Origin of the sequence: Rothia mucilaginosa (assembly GCF_019334805.1) — a bacterium.
GTDB lineage: Bacteria > Actinomycetota > Actinomycetes > Actinomycetales > Micrococcaceae > Rothia > Rothia mucilaginosa_C.
Map to the genome: position 1 here is coordinate 968,042 of NZ_CP079822.1, position 22,586 is coordinate 990,627.

Here is a 22,586-nt window from a genome sequence, read left to right on the forward strand (position 1 = left end):
TAATCCTTAGTTACGTTCTATATATGTCTGTTGTGAGTGTCCGCCGGGCTCTGGATTCGGTTGCCTCGATTCGGGGCCTCCGATTCGGTTTCCGGCGGGCTTTGCCGTTTGCAGTAGTAAACCGCCGCTAGATTGCAGGTCGACTCTGCTCAAAAAGCAGGAACTGGAAGGTCTTCACCGTCTGGCGAATACCGCGGGCGATATCCTCTTTGTCCTCCAGATTGCGGGCAAACTCCAGCTGACGAAGCACCGCGGAGGCAAGCTGGACCTTTGCGCGCGATCGCTCGCGGAAGTGATCGGTCAGCGGGTCAGCCGGGTTTCGGCGCGGGAAGGGGCCGCGGCGACCAGCAGCATCAAAAGCCACCCAGTCGATGGTGTTCAGGTACTCGGTGAGCACCTGTTCGCACTTCATGTAGTGCATCTTCATTCGTTTCGCGGACTCGGGGAACTCCTGATAGGGAGCTCGGGGGTCCTTGCCCTTGGCGTAGTGGAAGCTCTGGAAAATGACCTCCCAGAGAAGGTGGGTTACACGAATGATCGTGTTGTCATCCTCGTGGGCACGGTCTGTCTCGAGGATTTCCTCGCTGACCACCGGTTCGCGCAGACCCAGGACGGCATCCTCTTTAGAGGGGAAGTAGTTGAAGAAGGTACGCGGGGAGACGCCCGCCTCCTGGGCGATTTCTTCAACGGTGGTTCCGCGCATCCCGTGTTCGCGGACGCGTTTGAGGGCTGCTTCGTGGATTGCCGTCCAGGTTTGTTCGCGGCGGCGTTCGCGAAGGCTCTGTTCCTTTTTCTGCATAACTGCAATTATTTCATCACTGCACACAATGCTCAAGTGCATTTTTGGCGTTAAGGCCCACAGCATAGCCAGCTAAGCTCCAGCCCCACACAAAACATCGGCATAATAGAGGGATGAACTTGTTTGCCCCCGCCTATCTCGATTTCCTGCCAGACTGGCTACGCCTCGCACTCGGCATCGCCGATATCCTCATCCGACTCGCAGCCCTCTGTTGGCTCCCCTACAACCGCAAACCCGTGGTTGCACTGGGCTGGCTCATGGCCATCTTCTTCATCCCCTTCGTAGGGTTCATCGCATTCCTCGTCTTCGGCTCCTCGCGCCTGCCCGCCTACCGCCGCGCACGCCAACACGCCATGAACGACATAATCCGCGAAGTCAGCGAGAACAAGCCCTTCCTCACCCGCACCGACGACCTCTCCGACCCCGCAAAGGCAGCCAGCCAGCTCAACTACACCCTCGGCTCGTTGCCCCTGGTCGGCGGCAACCAGTTCACCCTCCACACCGACAACCACGAGGCAATGGTCGCCATGGCGGAAGAAGTCGACCGCGCCACCGAATACGTGCACTTCGAGTTCTACATCACCGCCTACGACGAGGCGAGCGCAGTCCTCTGGGACGCCCTCTTCGCCGCCCACAAACGCGGTGTGCAGGTGCGCGTACTCATCGACCATATCGGCTCCCGCAAATACCCGTCCTATAAGATGCTCGTGAAAATGCTCAACGAGTCGGGTATGCAGTGGCGCCTCATGCTGCCCCTCAAGCCGTGGAAGCTCAAGTGGCAGCGCCCCGACCTGCGTAACCACCGCAAGGTCCTCGTCGTGGACGGCCGCGTCGCGTTCTCCGGCTCGCAGAACGCTATTCACCGCTCCTACGACATGCCCGAAAACATCAAGAAGGGCCTGGAGTGGAAGGATCTGACCTTCTCCTGCACCGGCCCGATTGTTGAAGAGCTCAACGCTGTCTTTGTCTCCGACTGGTACTCCGAAACGAACCAGCTGATCCTGGCAGAAATTAACACCACCATCCCCTACCACGAGGATGGGATGCGCGCCCAGGTTGTTCCCTCCGGCCCCGGTTTTGAAACCGAAAACAACCTGCGCCTCATCAACTACTTGATCTACAATGCTGAGCGGCGTATCACCATCTGCTCACCCTACTTCGTGCCCGAAGAGACCCTACTGCAGGCACTCACGAACGCCGCATACTCCGGTATTGAAACCACCGTGATTGTGTGCGAGAAGGGCGACCAGTTCCTGCCGAACATGGCGCAGCGTTCCTACTACGAGCAGCTGTTGCAGGCGGGTGTGCGTATTCTGCAGTACCCCAGCCCGACCGTGCTGCACTCCAAGTTCATGATGGTCGACGACGAAATCGCGTTCATTGGCTCGTCCAATATGGACCCGCGTTCCTTCTCGCTGAACATGGAAGTGTCAACGTTCGTCATTGACCGCAAAATGGTGGCGATGCTGGATGAAGTATGCGCCGAATACGAGCAGGTCTGCACCGAGCTGCTGTACACCCAGTGGGCGGAGCGCCCGCGCCGCATCAAGATGACGGAGAACCTCTGCCGACTGTGGTCATCGCTCCTCTAAACCATTTTTGACCCACTAGCTTTACCCGCTAAAGCGCACGAGATAAAAGCTCCCCCTGAGTTCGATTAAATCAATACTCAGGGGAGCTTTTGTATGCACCATCGCTGGGATGCGCCGGGCCACATGCTAGAGCAGCGCTATACATTAGGACGGGGCTACCGGCTAGAGCCGCAGCTGGATGCTACATCGGTTCGCCCGGGCCCTTCAAATCGGCGGAGTACAAATACCACACGAAGAGCGCCACTGCAATGTAGAGAACCGTGCACAGGCTCAAAGTGATGATGTGGCGACGGCGAGTAATACTCAAATACCCAATAAACTCACGGATAAAAGCATTCACCGCAAAATACAGCTTCGTACGAGCCCCCGCACCCCAGCATTCCAGACCCAGCGAACGTGCCAACAGCAACGCACGGAACAGGTGGTAGCTGGTTGTTACCACAGCAACTTTCGGGGTTTTACCCTCGGCAACCTCCGGCATCAAGGCGTAAGAGAAGAGCAGGTTCTCGCGGGTGTTCACCGCGCGGTCCTCCACAATAATGTCCGCCTCGGGAATACCACGGGATACAGCGTAGCGAGTCATCGCCACGCCCTCGGGCACCTCCTCATCCGCGCCCTGACCGCCAGACATAATCAGCTTCGAGCCGGGGTTCTTACGGTAAATTTCAATGCCGCGATCGATACGACCCGCCAACAGCGGAGTCACCTGGTCACCAATAAGACCCGAACCAAGCACCACCACATAGTCAGCCTGCTGGCGGAAATTTACCAGGTTCAACGCTGCCGCCACAGTAAAGCCCACCGCGTAGATAGTGAAATAGGTCAGCACCAGCGAAAAATAGAAATAAATAGTGCCCCACACGCCGCCAAACGGAACATTCTCCACCGAACCGGGAACAAAGAACGGCCCCACAATAAGAGCGACACCGGCAGCCAATGCCAAAGAATTAGTGAGCGAAAAACCCTCACGAGCAATAAGGCGCACACCGCTATAAAGGAACAGACCGGTCAAACCCAGAGGCGTAAAAAGCGAAAGAATCACCGGAATGATAACAATGAGGAGCGCCAGCACCAGCAAAATCTGGTTCTCTGACACAACCGCCATTGCGCCCAGGCTCGTACCCAGCAACCCCACGGTCACAATCAGTAGCCAGCCGACAAACACGCTACGGCGTTCCCGCAGGTAGAGGCAGATAAAAAGCACCGGCGAAAGCGCCGTCAGCGCATACAGCACCACCAGCGGGATATATAGAGAAGAACCGGGAGGAGGAAGAAACTGCATAAATTGGATCCCAAAAATAAGTAAAGTGTGCGCCCGCTAAAAATCGGGAGAATCAAAAAAATTCTTCACACAATTCTATCCCCACCGCTGTACATCTATCGCTGCAGGCCCGCCGCACACAAGCGCATGCAGAAAAGGCAAAAGGGCAAAAAGAAACACGCGACACCTCCGACATCGCATACTTTCGTATGCGGCGAATGCATCGCGCGTTCATTTCTACCCTGGACTAGTTTAGCGCCATAAACGGTTTCCCGTGTGGATTGAAGAAGGTTTAATCTGCAACCACTCCGGCGCAAGCAGGCGAACAGCCTTCGCACAACCCGACAAAGCAGTAATAATCGACTCGCAACGCTGATTAAACTCGCTCTGATGACGCTTATCCACAATCTGCCCCGGAAAATGGCGATGCATCTTCGACACAGAGTCGCTACTCTCCTGCAAACCGTGGCCCGTATGGCCCGGAACATGCTTCACCAGCACACGCTTCTCGCGGATAGCCTCCGTCAAAGCACGCATCTGAGCCACAACACGCTCATCCTGAATGCCCTCAGAAACCCAGGCTTCAAAAGCCCAACGGCTATGCGCCAAACGCAACACAAACGTCAACGCACCCAAAGAATCCGTATGAATAATCAGGCGGCGCGAACCGCTATGGAACACCGTATAAGCCGCCAACATTGCAGACAGCTCACCGGTCATAATGTTCACGCCATCATAGTGGGCATGAAAATAGAAGCCGTCCTCACTCACGCCGGCGATACCCATACGGCCGCCACGCTGATACTTCTTATTGTGAGTCGAACGGAACGAACAATCCGTGAAAACGCTATAGTCCTGCAGCTGATCCAGCGGACGAGGGGTCAGTGCCTCCTCCACCATCTCATCCACAGCGGTACGTGCCGCACACACCTCAGCCTGCATCCGCTCATACGCGGGCGTGCCAGCAAGCTTCACATGCACTTCACCCAAAGAATGGTTATCGTACGGGTCCAGCACCTTCTCAAAGGCGCGGTACTCCATAATCCCCTTCAACTGGTCGCAATCACGGAAAAGCTGCTTCAAATTCTTACGGTCAGCAGCAATCGTCACCAGGTTCTGACGGTACTGCTCAGGAACCACATCCCACGCCGAAAGCACGGCACGACCCAGCAGGCAAGGATGCACCTCATCGCAGCACTCCATCAGGGAATGAACGTGAGTGAAAAGCATCGGCTCCTCATTCACCACCGTGCGGGTGCCGTCCTGCTTAGAAATAAAAACCACCGTCGACAAGGCTGAATAGCAAAAACCCTGCGCCGTACGATGCTCCTGAGCCACCGCAATCACAGCAACACCCTGATCCGTGTACCCGGCAGGGTACGAAGCGCTATAGTCGGGCGCCTCCCAGGTCAGGGTGCATCGTTTGATATGCGCCGGTGAAAATCCCATGAGTGTCACCCCCCATGCGTGCCATACCGCGTCTCCTTCCATTCATGCGGTGTATCATCCTCATTCTTTTATAGGTCGAAAAGAAAGGGGCACGCAAATATAAAACGCCTTTTTTACGGTGAGCGAATGGAATAACCGCAACTCCTCTCACACGCCGGCACAACACAAAACCCAGCACAGAACACAGCGCGAGAAACCCCCGCGCACACCTCCCCGCCGCGGGGTGAAGGTGTACGGTTAAAGAGTCATATACGATGCGGCCTCACGCCGCCCACCCCATAAGGAGAGCCCCATGATTGGTGTTTACGCCGGAGTATCCGTCAAGCCCGAGCACGTCGAAGAATTCCTCAAGACCATCGAACCGCTCGTGACCGCAAGCCGCCAGGACGAAGGCAACGTCAGCTACGACTTCGGTGCCGTCTCCGACACCGACTTCGCATTCATCGAGCGTTGGGAATCCCAGGAACTACTCGAAAAGCACATGGGCGCCGAGCACTTCCAGAAGGCTGTCGCCGCATGGGAGCCGCTGCTCTCCTCCGAGCTGGACGTTCGCATCGTCAACTTCCGCTAAACGACGTTAAATACCGAAAGTGCCCGGCACCCCCTATGTGAGGGGTGCCGGGCACCTTCGTATGTCAGCCATGGAGGCATACCAGCCTTGGAAGCGAGCGCGGCTACTCGCGGCGCGCCTTCATGCTCGCCAGGTTTATCGGCGTTCTACGCCAACCTCCACCGAATCAAGCGTGAAACCATTCGTCGCGCTCACGCAATGCACCTTACCGCTATTTACCGACTTGCAGGTGTAACCGTACGCAGTCACCACCTGACCGGCAGGCAGCGCAGTAATACCCTCGGTATTCACCGGCTCCGGGGTGGCGGTCTGACCGACCAGGCTCACCGCAGGAGCCTGACCCTGCACCATGTGCACGCGCTGCTGCGCCTTACCGGAGGCGGCATCCCAACCCTCCAGGGTCACACCCACCAGCGCCTGGCAATCCACACCCGACGGGGTCACCGAGCACGCGACCTTAGAGTCCGGGCTGGTGAAACGCAGCGCCTCAACAGTCTTCGCCGAATCGCCCTGACCGAAAGTACCGCCGCCGTACGCTTCAGCGAAAGTCAGCGTACCCGACAGCATGCGGGTCTGCGCCGGAATCAACGCCAGGCGAGGCTTCTCAACGCTACCACCCTGCGTGAAGCAGGCACCCGTAATGTAGTCGCGGCCCTGCACCTTCGTGGCGCACTGATACCACTCAACACTCGCCGAACCATCCTGGTTCTTGCGGCTGTTGAAGAGACGCACCGCCTCCTGAGCCTTCGCACAATCCGAACCGTCATACACGTAAATACCGGCAGAACCACCCAGCAGACTCGTCACACCGCAGCGGGTACCCGCATCAATAATGTTCGCGGAGCCGCTCGCGGAAGCGTATGCCGCCTCGTACTCAGCGTCCGTGCTCGGCTCATCGGTCGGGGTTGCTACAGCATCAAAAGTTGCCGGCGCATCCAGACCGGCAGAAATCTGCACAGTATTCGGCTTCCAGGAGCCGTCCGCCGATTTAAACAGGGTCTTCGCATCAACGGCCGCCGAGGAAGTCGCGACCTTCATCGGGGCGGTTTCAGAATCATCAGCATGCGGCTGAGCAGAGCAAGAGCTCAAAGCGAGCGCGCCAATGCAGGCAAGAGCCGTCAGGGCACGACGAGTAAAGGCACGCTGTGCGCGTGCGGGCAGGGTAATCATGAGTGCGTCCTCGTGAGGGTTGCGAATTGCGTTGTGTTTGAGTGGTTGTGCTGAGTCGGTGAAGCGGGTACCTAAATACCTTCTTACACCCTACTGCACCGCAACTGACAAGGCAATACGCCGCACCGGGTATCCCACGACGGCAGACAAAGACACGGACAAAGACGCAGACAAAGAACAGCGCCCCGCCCGCAGAAAAACCGCGGAACGGGGCGCCAGCCCATCGGGGCAAATATTAAATTCTCACACGATACGTGAGGGGCTTATGCGTCCTCGGGCAGGATGCGCACGCCACCCTTATCAGCCGAAGCAGCCAGCATACCGTACACCTTCAGGGCGTTCGACACCTGACGCTCACGCGGCTTCGTCGGACGCCACGGTGCAGCGCCCTTCGCCTCGCGGCGAGCAGCCAGCTCCTCGTCCGAAACGTTCACACGCAGGATGCGGTTGTTCACGTCAATCTCAATCTCGTCACCGGTCTGCACTAGGCCGATCGCACCGCCAGCGGCCGCCTCCGGGGAAACGTGACCAATCGAAATACCGGACGTACCACCGGAGAAACGACCGTCAGTAATCAGCGCGCACTTCTTGCCGAGGCCCAGACCCTTCAGGTAGGAGGTCGGGTACAGCATTTCCTGCATGCCGGGGCCACCCTTCGGACCCTCGTACTGGATGACGACAATGTCGCCTTCCTTCACGTTCTTCGACAGGATCTCGTGCACAGCCTCGTCCTGCGACTCGACCACAAAGGCGCGACCCTTGAAGTGGAACAGCTCCTCATCAATACCAGCAGACTTGATGATCGCGCCGTTCTGAGCAATGTTGCCGTACAGGACCGCCAGACCGCCGTCCTTGGTGTACGCGTGCTCCACGGAGCGGATGCAGCCGTTCTCAGCGTCAGTCTCGTGGGACTCGTACTTGTTCGCGGTGGAGAACGCCTGAGTGGTGCGCACGCCGCCGGGAGCCGCGAGGAACAGTTCCTTCGCCTTCTCGCTCGCCTTGCCGCTGCGGATATCCCACTCGTCCAGCCACTCGTCCAGCGAGTCAGCGTGAACAGAATGAACGTTCTTGTGCAGCAGGCCGGCACGGTTCAGCTCACCCAGCAGGGCGGGGATACCACCGGCACGGTGCACGTGCTCAATGTGGTACTTGGTGGAGTTCGGGGCGACCTTCGCCAGGCAGGGAACCTGACGCGAAATGCGGTCAATATCCTGCAGGGTGAAGTCAGCGCCCGCCTCATGGGCAATCGCCAGGGTGTGCAGCACGGTGTTGGTCGAACCGCCCATCGCCACATCCAGCGCCATAGCGTTCTCGAACGCCTCCTTGGTCGCAATGGAGCGGGGCAGAACCGACTCGTCATCCTGCTCGTAGTAGCGCTTAGCCAGCTCAACGATGCGGCGGCCAGCATCCAGGAACAACTCCTTACGAGCAACCTGAGTAGCCAGGGTGGTGCCGTTACCGGGCAGCGCCAGACCAATCGCCTCATTCAGGCAGTTCATGGAGTTCGCGGTGAACATACCCGCGCACGAACCGCAGGTCGGGCACGCATTCTTCTCAATCTGGGCGAGCGCAGCGTCGCTGACGCTATCATCAACAGCCATCACCATGGCGTCCACCAGGTCGAGGCGGTGCTCAACAATGCCCTCAATGCCCTCGCCGGACTCCATGGGGCCACCGGACACAAAGATAGTGGGGATGTTCAGGCGCATAGCCGCCAGAAGCATACCGGGGGTGATCTTGTCACAGTTAGAAATGCAGACCAGCGCGTCGGCACGGTGCGCGTTGACCATGTACTCGACCGAGTCAGCAATCAAATCGCGGGAAGGCAGCGAGTAGAGCATACCGTCGTGACCCATCGCGATACCGTCATCAACAGCGATGGTGTTAAATTCCTTGGCGACGCCGCCAGCCTCACGAATCGCGCCGGCGACCAGCTCACCCATATCCTTCAGGTGCACGTGGCCGGGCACGAACTGGGTGAAAGAGTTCGCGATAGCAATAATGGGCTTGCCGAAATCATCATCGCCCATGCCGGTGGCACGCCACAGGGCGCGGGCACCAGCCATGTTACGGCCGTGAGTTGAAGTACGTGAACGCAGTTCTGGCATTGTTTTACCTTCCGTAGTGATGCAAGTACTGATTTTACGCGCGGCGTCCAACGCTCTTCAGCTCAGGGTCACTTTGGTTTCATGCATCGAAACGCGCACGAGCCTGCAACCGCCTATCGGTGGGAGGGTTGAGGCCACGGGGGTTGTGCCGGATCTGCGGCAGAATTGCCCCCTTTGGGGTAGATGGGGGACATCACCCCATTATGCCCCCTAATCTGGAATGAGCCCAGGTTGCGGGCGTCGATATTCAGTCGGCGAACGCACCGGGAGGCGGCGGGCTGCCGTGCCTGCCGCGTACGGGCCTCGCTGCGCATACGTAGCACCACACGTAGCACCGGTGCGGTTCATTTCCAACACACTGATTTATACACGCTTTTATACACGCTGAACCCTGCTTACATTTCAGAAGGTTTCTATGACACAGGCACCCACCGCATCGCTCACCCTCACGCCAGCAACCAGCCCGGCAGGCGGTAAGGATTTCGCGTCCTCCGTCATCTACCAGGTGTATCCCAAGTCCTTCTACTCTTCGGCCGGTGGCGCCTACGGCGACCTGCGCGGCGTCATCGAGAAGGTGCCCTACATTGCCTCCCTGGGCGTGGACATGGTGTGGTTCAACCCGTTCTTCGCCTCCCCGCAGAACGACAACGGCTACGACATCTCCGACTACTACGCCATCAACCCCGACCTGGGCACCATGGAAGACGTCGAAGAGATGATTGCCGCCCTCGCCGAGCACGGTGTGGGCGTCATGTTCGACATGGTCCTCAACCATATTTCGACCGAGCACGAGTGGTTCCAGCGTGCGCTCGCCGGTGAGCGCGAGTACTGGGACTACTTCTACATTCGCCCCGGCAAGTACACCGAGGATGGTCAGCTACGCGAACCGACCAACTGGGAGTCAAAGTTCGGCGGTTCCTGCTGGTCCCGCTTTGGCGAGTACACGGATGAGCACGGCACTCCCCTGTTCTATATGCACCTGTACGACCGCACCCAGGCAGACGTGAACTGGTACAACCCGACTGTGCGCGACGAACTGTTTAAGGTAGTGAACTTCTGGTACGAGAAGGGCGTGCGCGGTTTCCGCTTCGACGTCATTAACGTCATCGGTAAGGGTGAAGAGCTACTCGACGCCCCCGAAGGCACCGTAGACAAGGCACAATACACCGACACCCCGATTGTGCACACCCGCATTCAGCAGCTGAACCGCGCCTCCTTCGGTCAGCATGATGACACCGTGACCGTGGGCGAAATGTCCTCAACCAGCATCGAAAACTGCGTGGGCTACTCCAACCCGGCACACCACGAGCTGGATATGGTGTTCAGCTTCCACCACCTGAAGGTGGACTACGAGAACGGCGAGAAGTGGTCAAAGGTGCCGTTCCGTTTTGCCGAGCTGAAGCAGATTCTGAACGATTGGGCGCTGGGCATGCAGGCCGGCGGCGGCTGGAATGCACTGTTCTGGAATAACCACGATCAGCCGCGCGCACTGAACCGTTTTGGTGACGTTGAGCGTTACCGTGCCGAGTCAGCGACCATGCTGGCGACCGTGATTCACCTGCTGCGCGGCACCCCGTACGTGTACCAGGGCGAGGAAATCGGCATGATTGACCCGGTCTACTCCTCGATCGAGCAGTACGTGGATGTGGAGGCGCACAACGCCTACGCGATGCTGCGTGAGCGCGGTCTGAGCGAGCAGCAGGCTCTGGAGATTGTGGCATCGAAGGCTCGCGATAATTCGCGTGTACCGATGCAGTGGACCGCAGATCCGGCGACCGCAGGGTTCGGTTCCACCTCGCCGTGGCTGACTCCCGCCCCGGTGCGTGATGCGGCGACCGGTGCCGGTATTTCGGTGGAGGATGAGGAACGCGACGGCGTGATTCTGCCCTACTACCGCAACCTGATTGCCCTGCGTAAGCAGTACCCGGTCATCTCTGTGGGTTCGTACGCGCCCTACGCACTGGATCACGAGCGAGTGTTTGCGTACCTGCGTGAGCTGCCCGCTGAGGCTGGCTCTGAGGACGGTAGCCCGGCACAGTGCCTGCTGGTGCTGACGAACTTCTACGGTGAGCCGACCGAGGTTGAGGTTCCGGCTGAGTTCGTTCGTTCCGGTCGCGTGCTGGTGTGTAATTACAAGAATTCTGCGGTCGATTCTGCTGCGGCGGATTCTGCTGTATCTGATTCGGCTGAGACGGTGACGCTGAGCCTGCGCCCCTACGAGGCTCTGGCGCTGCTGATTGAGGGCTAAAAGCTACTACATGCCCCTCCCCTAACCTGTGGGAGACGTGTGGGAGATGGGCAATATAAACCGACCTGGCAATATTCTATTTCTAGAATATTCCCAGGTCGGTTTTGTTTATAGACATTCCTATAGAGGAATTTATACGGAATTTCAGGCTGACTCTTAGAAGCCGTGCTCATTCAGCCAGGTAGCCGCCGCCTGCGCGGGCTCCTGCTTAGAGGTACCCGAAACACGGTCGTTGAGGGTACGCAGATCGGCGGTGGTCAGCTTCGCCGAGACACGGTTCAAAACCTCCGCCGCAGAGTCGGGAACTCGCGACGTATTGATAATGGGCAACACCTGCTGAGCCAGAATCATATTCTTCGGATCCTCCAGCACCACCAGCTGATTCTGCTCAATTGCGGGCGTGGTCGAGTAGAGGTCAACCACCTGCACGGTGTCATCGAGCAGGGCCTTGACGGTCAGCGCGCCACCGCCGTCCGAGAGGGGTACGAACTCGGCGGGAACGCATCCGTACTTCTCTTTCAGACCCGGGATGCCGTAGGCGCGCTCGGCAAACTCCGGGGCGGCGCCGAGCTTCAGATTCGTACAGTGGGAGGCGAGGTCTTCAAGGCTTCGCAGACCGTATTTCTGGGCGGTCTGCGCGGTAACGACGAGCGAGTCCTTATCCTCCGCCTCGGAGGCGTTGAGGGCGCGAATTTCAGTTCCGGAGGTGCCGGTCGTGAGGGTGCCGAGGGCGGCGGGTAGCGCCTGCAAAATCTCCTGTGCAGTGCTAGCTGTAGCCTTCGGGTCCAGGTAGAGCAGCAGGTTTCCGGAGTAGTCCGGGATAACGTCCACCGCACCGGAGGCGAGTGCCCCCAGGTACGCTTCGCGGGCACCGATGCTCAGCTGGGTTCGGGCGTTGAATCCCGCCCGGGCGAGAGCTCCGGCGTAGATTTCGGCAAGGATTTGGGATTCGGCGAAGGCCGCTGAGCCGACGATGATTCCTTCGTGTTCACCGCTGAAGACTTTATCGCCGCTGAGCCCGCAGGCGCTGAGAATACCCGCCATGCCGAGCGCTCCGGCGGCGGTTAGGGCAGTGCGACGAGATACGGTAGGGCGCGTGAAGGTTTGATGCGTCTGATTCATCGGGTTCATGCCTTCTTCCGGTTGATGGTGAGCCCCGCGGGGGTGAGCGCACGCTGCACAAGGCCCATGAGCGCATCCACGGCGAAAGCGAGAAGCGCTACGAGCAGGGTTGCGACGAGCATGCGCGGGTAGTCGCGCACGGCGAGCCCGTCGAAGAGGTACCTGCCGAGGGTTCCGCCGCTCAGATAGGCGACGATAGTCGCGGTTGCAATGACCTGCACGAGTGCGGAGCGGAGCCCGCCGAGCATCATGTTGGCGGCGAGCGGGATTTCGAGGCGGGTCAGAATCTGCCATTCGGTCAGGCCTTGGGCGCGGGCTGCGTCCACGAGGTCTTCCGGCACGGCGGCGAGGCCTTCAAGAACTCCGGCGAGCAGGGGTGCCGCCGCAATAATAATGAGCACGATGAGGGCGGGCAGGGTTGAGACGCCCAGCCAGAGCGCCAGGATGGTGAGCAGACCGAGCGCGGGTAGCGCGCGGGTGGCGGCTACGGCGCTCATGAGCAGGTTGCTACGGCCGCGGTTGGTGCCGTAACCCGGGCGGTGGTGCCCAGCCCAGAGGCCGAGGGGCACGACGATGAGTGCCGCGCAGGCGGTGGCGAGGGCGGTGACGCTCAGGTGTTCGAGCAGACGCACGAGGATTCCGCCGCTTCCCTGCCAATTGGAGCCGTCCATGAGGTAGGCGAAGGTTCGTTCTATGACGTTCACGGGTTATGCCTTCCTTTCGGGGCTGTGGCGGTTCGTAACCGTAGCCGCCTGCCAGGGCGTAAGTGCCCTCGTCAGAAGGATAAGGAGCAGGTCGAGGACCAGTGCCAGCAGCAGGCTAAGGATTACGCCAGCCAGGATCTCCGAAGGGATATTGCGCGCGAGTCCATCGGTGAAAAGCGTACCGAGCGAGGGCACACCGATGAGGGCACCCACGGACACCATCGCAATATTTGCCACGGTTGCCACACGGATTCCCGACATAATGACGGGTGTAGCAAGGGGCAGGTAGAGCTCCATCAGCGCCTGTCGGGGCGTGTATCCGAGGGCGCGTGCAGATTCGTGCACGCTATCGGGTACGGAGTCGAAGGCATCCACACCGGAGCGCACCATGAGCGAGAAGGAGTAGACGCTCAGGGCGACGAGCACGTTCAGCGGGGAAATAATGGAGGTTCCCAGAATGAGCGGCATCAGCACGAACAGTGCGATGGAGGGGATGGTGTAGAGCAGCGAGGAGAGCTGCATGAGGGTTCGTGCACCGATGCGGCGTTCGGAACCGCGGTCACGGCGACGGCTCGCGTAGTAGGCGACCGGCAGCGCGACGAGAGCGCCAATCGCGACGGGTACGACGCCCTGGTAGAGGTGGCTGAGGGTCAGCTCTAGGATGCGCTGACTATTGGTGGCTACCCATTCCCAGTGCATGTCGCTTGCGGCGAGGGGTGATACCACTAGGGGCTGCGCGGCGAGAGGTGGTGCCGCGAGCACAATATTTTCTAGAAGACTCATTCGCTTTTCTCGCCTTCTACCGCACCGTTCTGCGCTTTTCGGGAGGCGGCAAGTCGGCGTGCGCGCGCCTGGCGCACCGTCTGCTCATCCAGCAGACCGGCAACGGAGCGGCTCACGAAGGAGCGCACAAAATCATCGGCGGGGCTGTAGAGAATCTCTTCGGGAGTACCGAACTGTGCGAGGCGACCGCCCTCTGCGAAGACGGCGATTGTATCGCCGAGCAGAAGCGCCTCATCAATGTCGTGGGTGACGAACACAATCGTCTTGGCGAGTCGACCCTGCAGGCGCAACAGCTCTTTCTGCAGGTCGGTACGCACCACCGGATCCACCGCGGAGAACGGCTCGTCCATCAGCAGGACGGGCGCATCGGCGGCGAGAGCACGCGCCACACCAACGCGCTGCACCTGACCGCCCGAAAGCTGGGAGGGGTACCGCTTGGCGTACGAAGAATCCAGACCGACCACGTCGAGCAGTTCGAGGGCACGCGTCTGCGCCTGCATGCGGGAGGCACCGAGCAGGCGCGGCACGGTGGCAATATTCTGCGCGACGGTGCGGTGCGGCATGAGCCCGCCCTGCTGCATCACGTAGCCAATGCCGCGGCGCAGCTCGTAGGGGTTCTTCTCGTACACGTTCACGCCGTCAATGGTGATGGTGCCGCTATTGGGCTCCACCATGCGATTAATCATGCGCAGACTAGTGGTTTTACCGCATCCGGAGGGGCCGACAAACACGGTAATCTGACCGGCGGGAATGTGCAGGTTCAGGTTCTGCAGCACCGTGGTGGGTTCACCGGTTCGGCTCGGGTAGCTCTTGGTGATGTTCTCGAAGCGGATTCCGCCCGCCTGAGCGCTGGCAGCAGTATTTTTTGCCCAAGGAATTTGGGGTGAGCGCTCCGGAGGCTGTGCATTGGGAGGCTGTGCGCTGGGATTCTGAGCGGTCATGGGTACGGGATGCTTTCTAGAGGGAGCGTGGCATTGTGCCTACATATACTACATACAAAAAGGCGGCACCGCGGGGTTTTATTCCCAAGATGCCGCCTTTTCGACGGGTTGCAGTACCTGCAGCCCTAAAAGTTTTTTAAAAACAAAACCCGCCCCACTGTAGAAGCCTGGAGGCGGATTTCGTGGCTCCGACCGGCGTCGATCCGGTGACCTTACGATTTTCAGTCGTACGCTCTACCAACTGAGCTACAGAGCCTTGCGTATTTACTTTTAGATACGCAATGACCGCGTCTTCGGATGAATAATCATCTGAACTTACGCGGCCAGAGCGACCCCGACGGGACTTGAACCCGCGACCTCCGCCGTGACAGGGCGGCGCGCTAACCAACTGCGCTACGGGGCCTTGTTGGAATCAACAGAAATAAATTCTATATCATCAAACTTGGCTTTGCAAATCGTGAAATTTGCAAGTACCCCCAACGGGATTTGAACCCGTGCTACCGCCGTGAAAGGGCGGCGTCCTAGGCCGCTAGACGATGGGGGCCTAGTCGATCGAACAGGTTCAGTTTTCTTCATCCCGTCGTTCGAACCTCCACTAGTCTATGACAGGTTTGCGGAGGCGCGCAAACCGTTTTGTTCGATTTTGCCCGATTTTGACCCCCATTTTCGACCATTTATTGCCTGGCACATATGCGTTTAAGCTTGTCAATGATGATTCAGAAAAACTTCAAAAAATTTTAAAATTTCTTCACAACACCCCACATCAGGGGCTTTTGGAGGGGCTTGAGCAGCTTTTGGGTGCCCGCAGAGGCTTCGAGGAAGCCCTATTTTCCACTCTGATTTCCACAGATTTTCTTCAGAATCTTCCAAAATTTTGTTCCGAAGATGCCCGAAGAGAGTCCGAAGGTCCTTGAACAGCCCTTCGCAAGAGTTCCAAAAATCCGCCACCCCCTCTCACTCACCTCACGGCAGCCTAAACGCGCGCAAAATATCTCCAAAAATTTTCAGTAATTTCTACAGCGCCTATATAAGGTGCACAAGCAAGCACCACCCAGCAGGCACAGCCCAGCTTCACCCCCCCCCGGGGGGGGGAGCCCAAAAAATGTGCCGTGCAAAGCAACTACCCGTCAAGATGCACCAAAATGAAAATATTCACTCCCGGGAATACAATAAAACGGCTTGTCAGATGCGTATTTTTCTCTTTGTGCAAGTAAATATCGAATTATGACAACACAGAAATATAAAGATTTGATAAACCTCTAGCGATTGACAAGGAGAGATGAAAGCCAGCTGAAAATACCCCCTGAACTGGCTTGAAGCCCCCTCTTTGAGCACCGTACTATAGAGGGCGTGAGGTCACTTCCGGACCTTGCAGCACGGGGCCACTTCCGGAGCCCCAGACGTAAAGTCACCGCACATTACGGCACCGATAAACCGAATAGAGATCCGAAGGGGGATCCAGTGTCCGCAACGATGAACCGTCGCACGGCATTCCGTGCGCTTGGCGTAGGCACCGCAACCGTCGCTCTCGGCTGTGCAGTTGCACCCGCAGCGCAGGCACAGCAGATGGCACACCCGCAGAAGGCAATGACTGCCGACCAGCAGCTCAAGCTGATTCTGCGCCGCCTCGAGCAGGTGCCTGCCCGTTTGAAGTATGCGAAGCCTGGATCCTCCAACCGCGTTAATAGCGGCATTGAGAGCGCACTGGGCAACCTGACCACCGTCCAGGGCACTGACGCAGGCCGTCAGATTGCAAGCGCCAAGGCCGCTGTCCGCAAGTCTGATGGACGCGCCCACGCAGCGCTCTCCCCCGTTGGTGTTATTGCCTGCGTTGTCAGTATTGCAAAGTTTGTCATTCAGCTGGGCATCGCCATTTACAAGCTTATTAAGGCACTCGTTAACGCCTTCAAGCAGTGGAAGACCTTCAAGAACATCGTGAAGGCCGTCATTTCTGGTGAAGTCCGCAAGAAGCTGGGTACTGAGACTGAAACCGTACTCAAGGCCATTTTGGGCATTGAGGACGTCCTCAAAAAGTGTGCATAGTCTACACACCGTACGGCTATGCGCTTGTTTAGAGAGCTAATCTTGGTGTTTCTTTAGCTTTCTAGACCCCGTTAAGGGATGCGCCGCACGTAGAGTCACTGCATGGGCTCGCTGCGCGTCCGGGTAGCCGGAGGGTATGTCCTCGAGTGTCTTCGGCACCTACCCAACCCACCCCGCATAACCTCATGGTGCGGGGTGGGTTTCTTTAACCGCTCTTTCGGCCGCTCCTCCGGACGAGCGCTTCTCGGGCTTCCTCCCTGACGCTCCCCTCCCCCGCTTCCTTATATATAGACAAAAATCGACCCCGCACCGGCTCACGGTACGGGGTCGATTTCTATGCTCTACGTACTACACGTAAGGATTACTCACCGCGGGAGATGTTAATCATCTCGTCGCGATCCACAACCTTCACGCGGGCGCGAGGCTCACCGGCTGCATCCTTAGATGCTGCGCCCAGTGCCTTCTCGTGATCGTCCAGGCGGTGCCAGCCTTCCCAGGTGGTGTACTTGATACCCTTGGAGTCCAGGTATGCGCTGAATGCCTCTGCGTCCGGCTCGGTTGCGGTGTAGAGGTTCTCGCGGTCCTCGAGCAGGTGGGTGATGGTTTCGAGTGCGTCCGACTTGGTGGAGCCAATCAGGCCGACGGGGCCGCGCTTAATCCAACCGGATGCGTACAGGCCGGGAACGACCTCGCCGTTCTCGTCCACGACGCGACCCTCAACGTTGGTGATGACGCCGCGCTTGTCGTCGTAACCGATTTCGGGCAGTTCGGAACCGAAGTAGCCGATTGCACGGTAGACGGCCTGTACGGGGTAGTCCACGTACTCGCCGGTGCCGATGATGCCGCCGTTGCCGTCGAGCTTGTTGCGTTCCATGCGCAGGCCCACGACCTTGCCGTCTTCGCCGAGGATTTCGTGCGGGGACTGCAGGAAGTGCAGGTGCAGGCGGCGGGATGCGGTCTGCTCGTTGTTCTTCTGGTCTTCCAGCCAGCCGCGCAGGGTCTTCATCATGACCTTGGTCTGGGCGTTCTTCTCCATTGCTTCCTCGGAAGCCTCGTCGAACTGGAAGTCCTCTTCGTACAGGACGATGTCCACGTCGCGGGAGTGTGCGAGTTCGCGCAGCTCGAGCGGGGTGAACTTCATCTGTGCGGGGCCGCGGCGACCGAAGACGTGCACGTCGGTCACGGGGGAAGCCTTCAGGCCCTGGTAGACGTTGTCGGGGATTTCGGTGACGAGCAGGTCGTCAGCGTGCTTGGAGAGGATGCGGGAGACGTCCAGGGCGACGTTGCCGTTACCGAGCACTGCAACCTGCTCAGCTTCGAGCGGCCAGGTGCGGGGGTAGTCGGGGTGGCCGTCGTACCAGGAGACGAAGTCTGCTGCGCCGTAGGAGCCGTCCAGGTCGATGCCCTTAATGTTCAGGGGTGCATCGAAAATCGCGCCGGTTGCGAAGATGATGGCGTCGTAGTGTTCGCGCAGGTCGGCGAGGGTCAGGTCCTTGCCGTATTCGACGTTGCCGAAGAAACGGATGTCACCGCGGTCCAGGACCTTGTGCAGTGCGGTGATGATGCCCTTAATACGGGGGTGATCCGGTGCCACACCGTAGCGGATCAGGCCGAAGGGGGCGGGGTAGCGGTCGAAGATGTCGATGGCGACCTCAACGGCGCCGGTGCGGACCTCTTCAGACTTGGTGAGGATGTCGGCGGTGTAAATACCGGCGGGACCTGCACCAATAACGGCGACGCGCAGGGGGCGTGCTGCTTCAGACACGAAAATCTTCCTTTCGAAGTTCACCGTCCGGCGCCCGGTGCGGCGCGAACAGGCGGTGAGCTTAGTGTTCACTTCCTGCCTATTTTACCGGGGATTGACGGGTGTTCGGGGGCTTATATGTCTTCGCCCACTAAATAGGACAATTTTCTGTCACCTAATCCGGGCGGCGCGGCACATCCCGCTCCGGGTGCCTCCGCGCGCAGCGAGCATAGAACTGCCCCACCCTCCGAGGTGCAGGAGGGCGAGGCAGGGTAACGAAGACTAGAAAGCAGGGACTAGGAGGCGGGTACCGCCTCGAAGGTTACGACCAGTTCGTCACGCTCACCGAAGCGGACCAGGTGGCGATCCAGCACATCCGCCAGACCAGCAGCCAACTCGTCGCTTTCGGCGCGTACCTCCATGATGAGTGCACCGTCGGCTTCGCGCAGGTCACCGTAGCCGCGGAAAATGCCGTCGCGGTTGAAGGTGAGGCGCAGACCGTCGGGCAGTTCTGCGGTGCCAAGCTTGCGACCCATGTGCGAGCCGAGCTGCTTAATGTATCGGGCGGGGCGGTCGGTTGCTACGACGGCGCGCTGGCGTACCGGCAGGGATTCTGCGGCGGGGTAATTCTCAGCGGTGTTTTCCTGGGGAGTTTCAGTCACGGTGGGTTCCTTCTCATCTATGCCGAATTCTCATCTATGCCGAAAAAGGCTCACCACACAGAACCTGGCATCCGGCGACACTTTGTTTCACCTCGAATATAGCAGGTACTTAGGGTTCGCTAACCTAATATGTCATCGTTGTTCGCGCAGGGGCGATAAACAACCGTTCTTTACGCACCTACCTCTTGAGCTTAATCTCAGCAGCAGCACCCAAATGTGCCGAAGTCACCGCATCATTCAAACGCTTAAAATCCGACCGGTCAGTGTACGTAATCGTCAAAACAGCCTTCTGCCCATCACACAGAAGAGTCTGGGAGAACTCAACATTCTTCGCAGCCGAACGAATAGCATTAAGCTCTTCAGTCCGCGCAAGAGCTTGCTGCACATCCTCCGGTGAAGAAGCTGTTGCACAAGCTGGTGTAGTGGTCGAATACTCATTCAGCCATGGCTCAAAAGCCCCGCCCCAGTACAGGCCCAGAAGAGCGCCAACAAACACCACGCAAGATACTAGAACGCCCACCACTTTTCGCGGCAGGTGCCGCAATCCGTTTTTTCGAGGGGTGTCGCCTCCTGAATTTTCCGGCACACGATCATACTCGTCACGAGCTAGGGGGCTCCTTGTCGTCATGATTTATTCTCCTTCCGATGAGAATTTACATTTACATCCACTAATCCCGAATCGGGAATTCTGGTAGGGGCTTCAAGACGGCATAGCCTATCGCAGGCGGTCATCATATCTGCATCATGAGTCGCCACGATAACTGTGGCTCCACGCCGAGCAGCAGAGCTCAACAGCTCCACAACCAATGCCCGGTTCTCAGCATCAAGACTTGCCGTCGGCTCATCCGCAAAAATGTAGCGCACACCCTTGTGGATTGCCCGAGCGATACCCACCCTCTGCTTCTCACCACCACTCAGCAGGGCAGCCGAAGTACGTTCCTTCCCTTCAAGACCAATGACGTTCAAAAGCTCGCGGCTCTCATCCGTAATACGAGCACGACCAAAGGTCTTACGATCAAGCAGAATATTCTCGATAACGCTCCATTCCTCAATAATTCCGTAATCCTGAAAAACGAAGGAAGCTTCATCAGCCCAGAACGCAAGACGCTCCTTCTCACGAGCACGTTCCATATGCCGACCCCCAATAACAACCTCACCCTCATGAGGCGGCATCAGCAGACCCAACACATTCAAAAGCGTCGTTTTACCGCATCCGCTCGGACCCACAATGCCAGTCACTTCCCCCGCATATGCCTCAAAGTGAGGACTCTGGAGAATGGGCTGCCCCTGCGCATACACCACAATGTCGCGGGAGGCGATAGTTACCTCAGGATGTTCCACATTGCCAGAGGGATAAACAGTATTCCTCATCATTCACTCCTATACGTGACGACGGTGAACCGTCGCGGTGAAGATACGGCTAAAACTCAGTCTCAGCACCAACGCCAGAATAGTGCCGTACAACAGCGGTGCCGCCATCGCTGAAAAGGCGTACTCTGCTCCCTGCACCAGAAGAAGTACCAACCCAGCAGCAGAGCAAAGGCACACAATGCAGGCTTCCTTCAGAAGGTACCCACTAAAAATTGTTCTGAGAGGCAGACCAGCAGTACGTAAAACAAAATCATTACGAGCACGAGCCGCAAGGGTAATGTACGTATTAATTGCTGTGCCAATAATGAGTGCCGCACAGAGAATTGCTAGGCCCACTAGATGCGCAACATACTGGTTACGTTCCAGCTGCGCGATGTAAAGGTGTTCCTCTCCCGCGCGGTCCACAGAAAGTAGGGTCTGCCCAATTTCCTCAGCGTTGTAGGCAGCCCGTACAGACGCAGGCTGAGAGACCATGACGTTACCGGTAGTCAAGGCCGCAGAAATAAAGGAAGGTTGTAGATTCTGCGTCGCCGATTCGGTTACCACAAGAACAGGCTTTTTATAGTTCAGAAGCCGTGAATCCTGAGAGCTCAAAGCAGGCACCTTTACCCCCGACGAGTTGGTTTTATCCTCCACAGTGAGCAGAGTAAATCCGCGATCCTCCCGGTCTTTCTGGTGGAAAGAATACTCTGCACGCAAAGACTGAGATCCAGGGAAGTTGCTATCCTCAACGTTCTTGAACGACAAGCCAAGACGTTGCTGAAGAAGGTCCACATAGGCGCGGTTCACCATAAGAGCACCATCGTATCCGCTACCCTCCAAACCCTTAACGTTTTCCAACGCATAGGACAAGAGGACACCGTTCCGTGATTCAAGAGAACCTAAAGCACGCACTGTAGCCTGGTCGTAGGAGGCGAGCGCCTGTTCATCCCGTATCGTCGCTTCAGGCACGTTCACCCGTAAGGTGTACTGGTCAGAAAGAAGAGACCAGCCAGCCGCCGAATCACTCCTACCCAAACTCACTTGAGCGCTTGAGACCAGACCCGGAATAGTGCACGCCACTAAAACCACCACAGCATACTTAGCGATTGCACTCGGAACTGTAAAACGTCGATACGCCGGTTCCCTACGTCCCACAGCAGTAATACTCGGCCAAGTCATGAGGTTGATAAGCAGGAGAGCAACCAGCATGAGAACGGTAAACACGGCAAAGATCAGTGCCGTAACCCCCATCAGTTGAGGAAGATGCGCCACGCCGTACACGAACCCCTCTACGCATCCCATGCACAATGCTGTTACCACTGCAGGAGGTAACGCCAGGAGCAGGAGGTCTTGTACATCCCTTCGCTGCAGACGCTGCGGGGAGTATCCGTTCAGAAGCAGAATATTCTGAGTTCGCGAACGGACCGACAACCACCCCATGATTGCGGTACAGAAGAGCACAGCGAGGCAGATAAGGCTCGTCAGAGAGCCCGAAGAAGTAACTGCCCCGTAGACAACACGCACTGGGTTAACGGAGGTAACTTTAACATCCATGCCTTGTTCACGGGCAAGGTTTTCAAAAGCACGCACAAATTCTTGGCTACCCGCTAGCGCGTATTGGCCGTCAAGCGAAGAATCCCCAAGTGCTCGTGACGGATATTTTTTCCCGTGCTTATCCGGGTCGAACCAATCAATAGTTTCACCGTCAGAGCTCAGTGAATTCGCCCCAAACACGTAGACGGATTTTCCGTGCCAGAAATCTTCGGGGTCGGCGACCACCTTGAGTAGCTGGGCACCATCGGCAGCGTAGCGATCCACCAGAGTATCAAAGTTCTGAATCAGCTCAGACTTAGACTGTTGCGAAGCACGGAGAGAAAGCTGTGCCTGCGCATTGGTACCCAGAGGAGCCTGCGTCTCCAGGACAGAGATGAGGGCGCTACCCAGCAGAAAGGTCAGAACCGTGCACAATACTGCGCACACTCTCAGAGCATTTTTCATCGTTGAACTCCGGTAACTGACGTAATTTTGTACAGTGG

Annotated in this window: 18 protein-coding genes and 3 tRNA genes; 4 read left to right on the forward strand and 17 right to left on the reverse strand. The window is 57.9% G+C overall.

What is annotated here, in order from left to right; all coding sequences use genetic code 11:
- Positions 1-127 precede the first annotated feature (127 nt).
- Positions 128-799: a TetR/AcrR family transcriptional regulator gene (locus LPB405_RS03725; RefSeq protein WP_236146160.1), complete on the reverse strand. Its 672-nt coding sequence runs from the start codon at positions 797-799 to the stop codon at positions 128-130.
- 113 nt (positions 800-912) lie between these two features.
- Between LPB405_RS03725 and cls the strand changes: the two genes are divergently transcribed.
- Complete coding sequence (cls, locus tag LPB405_RS03730) at positions 913-2,391, forward strand: cardiolipin synthase (RefSeq protein WP_219101941.1); 1,479 nt, start codon at positions 913-915, stop codon at positions 2,389-2,391.
- A 181-nt stretch (positions 2,392-2,572) separates the two neighbouring features.
- Here cls and LPB405_RS03735 read toward each other — a convergent pair whose 3' ends face one another.
- Entirely contained in the window at positions 2,573-3,673 is a 1,101-nt protein-coding gene (locus LPB405_RS03735) for a YdcF family protein (RefSeq protein ID WP_239661596.1), read from the reverse strand.
- Positions 3,674-3,904: 231 nt separating this feature from the next.
- Complete coding sequence (locus LPB405_RS03740) at positions 3,905-5,101, reverse strand: RNase H family protein (protein WP_219101942.1); 1,197 nt, start codon at positions 5,099-5,101, stop codon at positions 3,905-3,907.
- A gap of 292 nt (positions 5,102-5,393) precedes the next feature.
- Here LPB405_RS03740 and LPB405_RS03745 point away from each other — a divergent pair, with 292 nt between their 5' ends.
- Positions 5,394-5,672 (forward strand): putative quinol monooxygenase, encoded by a 279-nt coding sequence (locus LPB405_RS03745; RefSeq protein ID WP_049338252.1) that lies wholly within the window; start codon positions 5,394-5,396, stop codon positions 5,670-5,672.
- A 135-nt stretch (positions 5,673-5,807) separates the two neighbouring features.
- Here LPB405_RS03745 and LPB405_RS03750 read toward each other — a convergent pair whose 3' ends face one another.
- Both LPB405_RS03750 and ilvD read right to left on the reverse strand, forming a co-directional pair.
- Positions 5,808-6,842, reverse strand: a complete 1,035-nt coding sequence (locus LPB405_RS03750; RefSeq protein ID WP_219101943.1) for a 2-oxoglutarate dehydrogenase — start codon at positions 6,840-6,842, stop codon at positions 5,808-5,810.
- A gap of 263 nt (positions 6,843-7,105) precedes the next feature.
- The gene (gene ilvD / locus LPB405_RS03755; protein ID WP_219101944.1) at positions 7,106-8,950 is read right to left on the reverse strand and encodes a dihydroxy-acid dehydratase; all 1,845 of its coding nucleotides are present in this window, start codon (positions 8,948-8,950) and stop codon (positions 7,106-7,108) included.
- A 415-nt stretch (positions 8,951-9,365) separates the two neighbouring features.
- Here ilvD and LPB405_RS03760 point away from each other — a divergent pair, with 415 nt between their 5' ends.
- Positions 9,366-11,198 (forward strand): alpha,alpha-phosphotrehalase, encoded by a 1,833-nt coding sequence (locus tag LPB405_RS03760; protein WP_219101945.1) that lies wholly within the window; start codon positions 9,366-9,368, stop codon positions 11,196-11,198.
- Positions 11,199-11,354: 156 nt separating this feature from the next.
- Here the strand turns inward: LPB405_RS03760 and LPB405_RS03765 are convergent, their stop codons facing one another.
- The 7 genes from LPB405_RS03765 to LPB405_RS03795 all read right to left on the reverse strand — a co-directional run bounded on the left by LPB405_RS03765 (position 11,355) and on the right by LPB405_RS03795 (position 15,292).
- Positions 11,355-12,320 (reverse strand): ABC transporter substrate-binding protein, encoded by a 966-nt coding sequence (locus LPB405_RS03765; protein WP_219102044.1) that lies wholly within the window; start codon positions 12,318-12,320, stop codon positions 11,355-11,357.
- A gap of 5 nt (positions 12,321-12,325) precedes the next feature.
- Positions 12,326-13,024 carry an ABC transporter permease gene (locus LPB405_RS03770; protein ID WP_070675419.1) on the reverse strand — a complete coding sequence of 233 codons (699 nt, stop codon included), beginning with the start codon at positions 13,022-13,024 and terminating at the stop codon, positions 12,326-12,328.
- Between the two features lie 3 nt (positions 13,025-13,027).
- Positions 13,028-13,807, reverse strand: a complete 780-nt coding sequence (locus LPB405_RS03775; RefSeq protein ID WP_070675417.1) for an ABC transporter permease — start codon at positions 13,805-13,807, stop codon at positions 13,028-13,030.
- A complete protein-coding gene (locus LPB405_RS03780; RefSeq protein ID WP_219101946.1) occupies positions 13,804-14,748 on the reverse strand; it encodes an ABC transporter ATP-binding protein in 945 nt (314 codons plus the stop codon). The genes LPB405_RS03775 and LPB405_RS03780 overlap by 4 nt, the downstream gene beginning before the upstream one ends.
- A 183-nt stretch (positions 14,749-14,931) precedes the next feature.
- A tRNA-Phe gene (locus LPB405_RS03785) sits at positions 14,932-15,004 on the reverse strand.
- A 73-nt stretch (positions 15,005-15,077) separates the two neighbouring features.
- Positions 15,078-15,151 (reverse strand) — tRNA-Asp (locus LPB405_RS03790).
- Positions 15,152-15,219: 68 nt separating this feature from the next.
- Positions 15,220-15,292, reverse strand: a tRNA-Glu gene (locus LPB405_RS03795).
- Positions 15,293-16,209: 917 nt separating this feature from the next.
- Here LPB405_RS03795 and LPB405_RS03800 point away from each other — a divergent pair.
- Positions 16,210-16,791 carry a hypothetical protein gene (locus LPB405_RS03800; RefSeq protein WP_219101947.1) on the forward strand — a complete coding sequence of 194 codons (582 nt, stop codon included), beginning with the start codon at positions 16,210-16,212 and terminating at the stop codon, positions 16,789-16,791.
- A gap of 361 nt (positions 16,792-17,152) precedes the next feature.
- Here LPB405_RS03800 and LPB405_RS03805 read toward each other — a convergent pair whose 3' ends face one another.
- The 5 genes from LPB405_RS03805 to LPB405_RS03825 form a co-directional block, all read right to left on the reverse strand.
- The gene (locus LPB405_RS03805) at positions 17,153-18,556 is read right to left on the reverse strand and encodes an FAD-dependent oxidoreductase (protein ID WP_219101948.1); all 1,404 of its coding nucleotides are present in this window, start codon (positions 18,554-18,556) and stop codon (positions 17,153-17,155) included.
- Positions 18,557-18,831: 275 nt separating this feature from the next.
- The gene (locus LPB405_RS03810; RefSeq protein WP_049354443.1) at positions 18,832-19,197 is read right to left on the reverse strand and encodes a DUF2218 domain-containing protein; all 366 of its coding nucleotides are present in this window, start codon (positions 19,195-19,197) and stop codon (positions 18,832-18,834) included.
- Positions 19,198-19,375: 178 nt separating this feature from the next.
- Complete coding sequence (locus LPB405_RS09055) at positions 19,376-19,582, reverse strand: hypothetical protein (RefSeq protein WP_257604973.1); 207 nt, start codon at positions 19,580-19,582, stop codon at positions 19,376-19,378.
- Between the two features lie 239 nt (positions 19,583-19,821).
- Positions 19,822-20,571, reverse strand: a complete 750-nt coding sequence (locus LPB405_RS03820) for an ABC transporter ATP-binding protein (RefSeq protein ID WP_049327384.1) — start codon at positions 20,569-20,571, stop codon at positions 19,822-19,824.
- Positions 20,572-20,577: 6 nt separating this feature from the next.
- Positions 20,578-22,548 carry a hypothetical protein gene (locus LPB405_RS03825; RefSeq protein WP_049327385.1) on the reverse strand — a complete coding sequence of 657 codons (1,971 nt, stop codon included), beginning with the start codon at positions 22,546-22,548 and terminating at the stop codon, positions 20,578-20,580.
- Between the last annotated feature and the right edge of the window lie 38 nt (positions 22,549-22,586).